Source organism: Mesobacillus sp. (assembly GCF_049588175.1).
Taxonomy (GTDB): Bacteria; Bacillota; Bacilli; order Bacillales; family Cytobacillaceae; genus Mesobacillus.
In genome coordinates this window covers 1-4,332 of sequence record NZ_JBAVFI010000692.1, presented here as the reverse complement: position 1 = coordinate 4,332, position 4,332 = coordinate 1, and the positions used below count along the sequence as shown (strand labels likewise).

The following is a 4,332-nucleotide window of genomic DNA, read 5'->3' as shown; positions in this document are numbered from 1 at the left end:
ATTTTCCAGTTCTTGAGAAAAACCCCCTTCCCCTGACAACACACAGTCAGGGTTCTCAGCGATCCTCCTGATATCCTTAGGCATCTGTTCCATTAGTTTGACGATGGACAGGATCATCACCGGCATTTTAGAGATGGGATCATACAACTGATTCCCGCTGTCTATCAAACCCCTGATATTAAATGACATTCCCATGAACTGGATCTCCACTTCAGCCAATGACTCATATTGAATCTTTGTCATTTCGAACTGTTCTATATTCCTCCTGGAAAAATGCCATGCCAGTGGGAACCCTAATAGTACAAACAGCCAGCTAATCGGATCGCCATAACCTTTTATATGATTCATAGCCACATTCGAGGCGAGATCCATATCAAATTGGATAAAATAATGGACACCCGTCAGCGTCCCTCCAAGCAAAAAGGTCGTTACATAGAATGTCATTAAAGCCTTAATGAAAAATCGCAATCTCTTGTACCCAAATACTGATAGCACCATAAAGATCGAAAAAAATAATTTTCCTGCAGGGTGCCCCGCTGCTGCATGTAACGGAGTAATAGACAATATAATGAGCAATGAACCAATGAACCCTCCCAGTGCAACTCGCCAAAGCTTAACATGCCTCTTCAGGATCAAGGCGGTCAAATATAGGAGGAATGCATCAAATAATAGATTCAGAGCCCAAATTACATCAAGATAGATCTTCACCTTGCCTCCCCCAGTCCAAAACCAAAAACATTTTTAAGGTGAATGTCCCTTCGCTGCCTGTTCTATCATTCCGTTACGAAAAAGTATATCGTCATTGCTTCATGAAGTGTGTCACATTATGTATACAAAACAACAGAGATTTTCACTTTTACATTCGGATTTTGTCAATTTTCAGATTATTATCTATTAATGGAGATTCCTACCCAACTCGGTAAAGAAAAACTTATTCTCGAGGTTTTGACTTAGACGAAATAAAAAAAGACCCACTTTAACGCACCACCGCGCCGGGGGTCAGACCCCCACCACTTTAAAGCGAAAAAGGCACAGCCTGTTGGCTGTGCCTTTTTAAAATATATCCTGACTATTAGCGTCTTCTGTTACGGTTGCGCAGGAATGTTGGGATATCCAGTGCGTCTTCGCCTTGTGGCGAAGGATTGCTTCTTGGTGCTTCTTGCTGAATTTCTTCACGCTTTGGCTGTTCACGCTTGATTGCACCAATCTGAGGCTTCTGCTGGCCACCAAAACCTGGTCTTGTTGGCTTAGGCTGGACAACTTCTTCATTGAAACCTGTTGCGATAACAGTAACAATGATTTCATCCTTTAGATTCTCATTAATAACGGAACCGAAGATCATGTTTACATCCTGGTCTGAAGCGGTGGCAACGATATCTGCAGCTTCCTGAACTTCATATAAGCTTAAGTTCGTTCCGCCAGTAATATTCATAAGAACACCTTGTGCTCCATCAAGTGATGTTTCAAGCAAAGGAGATGAAATAGCCTTTTTAGCTGCTTCAGTAGCACGGTTTTCACCAGCTGCTACACCAATACCCATCAAGGCTGAACCTTTATTGGACATGATTGTTTTAACATCAGCAAAGTCAAGGTTAATCAATCCTGGAGTAGCGATCAAATCGGAGATACCCTGTACACCTTGACGAAGAACATTATCCGCTTCACGGAATGCCTCGAGCATAGGAGTGCTCTTATCAACGATTTCAAGCAAACGGTCGTTAGGAATGACGATCAGCGTATCTACCGCTTCCTTCATTGCACCAATTCCGCCGCCAGCTTGTCCAGCGCGCTTACGTCCTTCAAACGTGAATGGACGTGTAACTACACCAACTGTTAGGGCGCCTAGGTCCCTTGCAATCTGAGCAATTACTGGGGCTGCACCAGTTCCTGTTCCTCCACCCATTCCAGCAGTAACAAATACCATATCTGCGCCTTTAAGCACTTCTTCGATTTGCTCTTTGCTTTCCTCGGCAGCCTTTTTGCCAACCTCAGGATTAGCGCCAGCGCCAAGTCCACGAGTGAGCTTTGCACCGATTTGCATTTTTATTTCAGCTTTGGAAAGATTTAATGCCTGTGCGTCTGTATTAACCGCGATAAATTCAACACCCTGAACACCGTGTTCAATCATTCGGTTAACCGCATTATTTCCGCCGCCGCCAACACCGATAACTTTTATAGTAGCAAGTGAATCTAAATTAGTATCAAATTCCAACATGACAAATCCTCCTAATTCGTCGATATCCTGTTAGCACTGATTATTCAAAAAAGTAGCCAAGAAATTTCTTCATTCTTGATGACACTTTTTCTTCAGGCTGTTTCTCAGGCTTCGATTTTGGATGCGGCTGTTTCTGAACTCTTTTTTCTTTTGGTTCTAATTCACTGAAAGCAGCTTCCATTTTCTTTCCTTTTAATTTTGCATTTTTATACGCAAATTGTATCAATCCGACTGCAGTCGTGTATTGTGGTTCTCTTACACCGATATAATCAGGAATCGCAATTCTGACACGGCTCTGGAATATATCTTGGGCAAGCTCCAGAACACCCTGCATATTTGCTATGCCTCCAGTAAGGACAAACCCCCCTGGAAGTTCCCTGATGTTCATGATTTTCAATTCGTCCTGAACCAAGGAGAATATCTCTTCCATCCTTGCTTCAATAATATCGGCAACTTCCAGCTGGTTGAACTGCTGCTGCTGGTCACTGCCAATGATTGAGACTTCGAAAAATTCATCTTCGGAAGCATGGTCATAAAAAGCATGTCCATGTTTAATTTTCAATTTATCCGCTTCTTCCGTTGTTGTACGCAGGCCGATTGACAAGTCTTTTGTAATATGGTCCCCGCCTACAGGAATAACAGATGTCCCTCTTAAATGCCCGTTCTCAAAAACAGCGACTGTTGTAGAACCACCGCCGATATCAATCATCGCGACACCCATATTTTTTTCGTCCTTAGAAAGGGCGAAAGCTCCAGCTGCAAGCGGCTGCAGGCCAATATCCAAAATTTCAAGGCCAGCACGCTCTACACAGCGAAGTGTATTATGTAAGATGGTCTTAGAACCTGTAATAATCGTTCCTTCCATTTCAAGCCGTACACCGATCATGCCTCTTGGATCATTGATCTCATCAAGGCCATCCACGATAAATTGCTTTGGAATCACGTCTATTATCTCTCTCTCCGGCGGGATTGAAACCACCTGTGCAGCGTCAATGACTCTCGCAACATCATCATTCGTGATTTCGCGATTATCACTTGATACTGCAACCACGCCATGGCATGGCATGAGTGATACATGGTTCCCGGTGACTCCTACGATCACCTGGTTAATCTTCATACCTATCATTCTTTCAGCTTGCTCTACTGCCCGTTTAATAGAATGAACGGTTTCATCTATATCAACAATGGAGCCCTTTCTTAATCCTTCGGACTTCACATTGCCAACACCAATTATGTTTAAAGAGTCGTTGACCATTTCACCAATGATAACTTTCACACTGGATGTACCGATGTCAAGACTGACATATATATCATTGCTGTTCATTCTGTGGCACCTCCTTCAACAATTCCTAATGTTTGAACAACAATTTGCTGCCGCACTTCTAATTGCGTTTCACAATTAATTACATTACTTTATTCGTCACAATTAAATATTTCCCTTTTAAAATATCATTTTTTTTTCTACTTTTCACTTGTAGTGGACCATTTTGTTAATAATATCCGCCTAATTACGGCGATATTTTGAAACAGTCTCACCCCGAAGGCAAAAACTGCTGCTAAATACAAGTCTACACCAAGATGAACACCTAGAAAAGCTAAACTTGCAGCTAATACTATATTAAAAAAGAAACCTGACACAAAAACCTTTTCATCGTAAATATTTTGAAGCTGGGCACGAATTCCTCCGAACAAAGTATCGAGGGCAGCAAGGATTGCGATCGACAAGTAATTCGAGTATTCATCCGGAATTTTTATATCGGTCAACAGCCCGATGATCACACCGATTATCAACCCCATTATTGGAAGCCACATTATCCGTTGCCTCCTCCTTTATCTTTATTAACGGGATCCATGTACCGAATCCTGATTGTATCCTGATAAGCCGGAACAACCAATTTGCTTTCAGACCTGTTCACCTTTACTTCAAGGTTATCAATGAAGAAATCCTCGGCAACTGTCGAAACCTTCATACGATTGTATAACTTTTCAGCTGTCTGGGCATTCTCGGCAATAACTTTGATTTCAATCGGAAAACGTTTTAGGGAGTGCCCATTTATTTTCGTTTCTCTGTTGATGTCACGGATGACCGTTGTATTGATAATCCTTTCCCCATCAAC

General features: G+C 42.2%; 5 protein-coding genes. All 5 read right to left on the bottom strand.

The window, feature by feature from the left end; translation table 11 throughout:
- On the bottom strand, positions 1-708 hold a 708-nt coding region (spoIIGA, locus tag WB217_RS16830; RefSeq protein ID WP_423994435.1), incomplete at its 3' end, for a sigma-E processing peptidase SpoIIGA.
- A gap of 364 nt (positions 709-1,072) precedes the next feature.
- Positions 1,073-2,215, bottom strand: a complete 1,143-nt coding sequence (ftsZ, locus tag WB217_RS16825) for a cell division protein FtsZ (protein WP_423994434.1) — start codon at positions 2,213-2,215, stop codon at positions 1,073-1,075.
- 40 nt (positions 2,216-2,255) lie between these two features.
- A complete protein-coding gene (gene ftsA, locus WB217_RS16820; RefSeq protein ID WP_423994433.1) occupies positions 2,256-3,539 on the bottom strand; it encodes a cell division protein FtsA in 1,284 nt (427 codons plus the stop codon).
- A gap of 137 nt (positions 3,540-3,676) precedes the next feature.
- Positions 3,677-4,027 (bottom strand): small basic family protein, encoded by a 351-nt coding sequence (locus tag WB217_RS16815; RefSeq protein ID WP_207498512.1) that lies wholly within the window; start codon positions 4,025-4,027, stop codon positions 3,677-3,679.
- On the bottom strand, positions 4,027-4,332 hold a 306-nt coding region (locus WB217_RS16810), incomplete at its 5' end, for a DUF881 domain-containing protein (protein ID WP_423994431.1). The genes WB217_RS16810 and WB217_RS16815, both read right to left, overlap by 1 nt.

What these genes read in the sequence shown, in the direction of transcription:
- ftsZ (WP_423994434.1), bottom strand. Translation starts at nt 2,215, where the DNA reads ATGTTGGAATTTGATACTAATTTAGATTCACTTGCTACTATAAAAGTT.
- ftsA (WP_423994433.1), bottom strand. Translation starts at nt 3,539, where the DNA reads ATGAACAGCAATGATATATATGTCAGTCTTGACATCGGTACATCCAGT.
- WB217_RS16815 (WP_207498512.1), bottom strand. Translation starts at nt 4,027, where the DNA reads ATGTGGCTTCCAATAATGGGGTTGATAATCGGTGTGATCATCGGGCTG.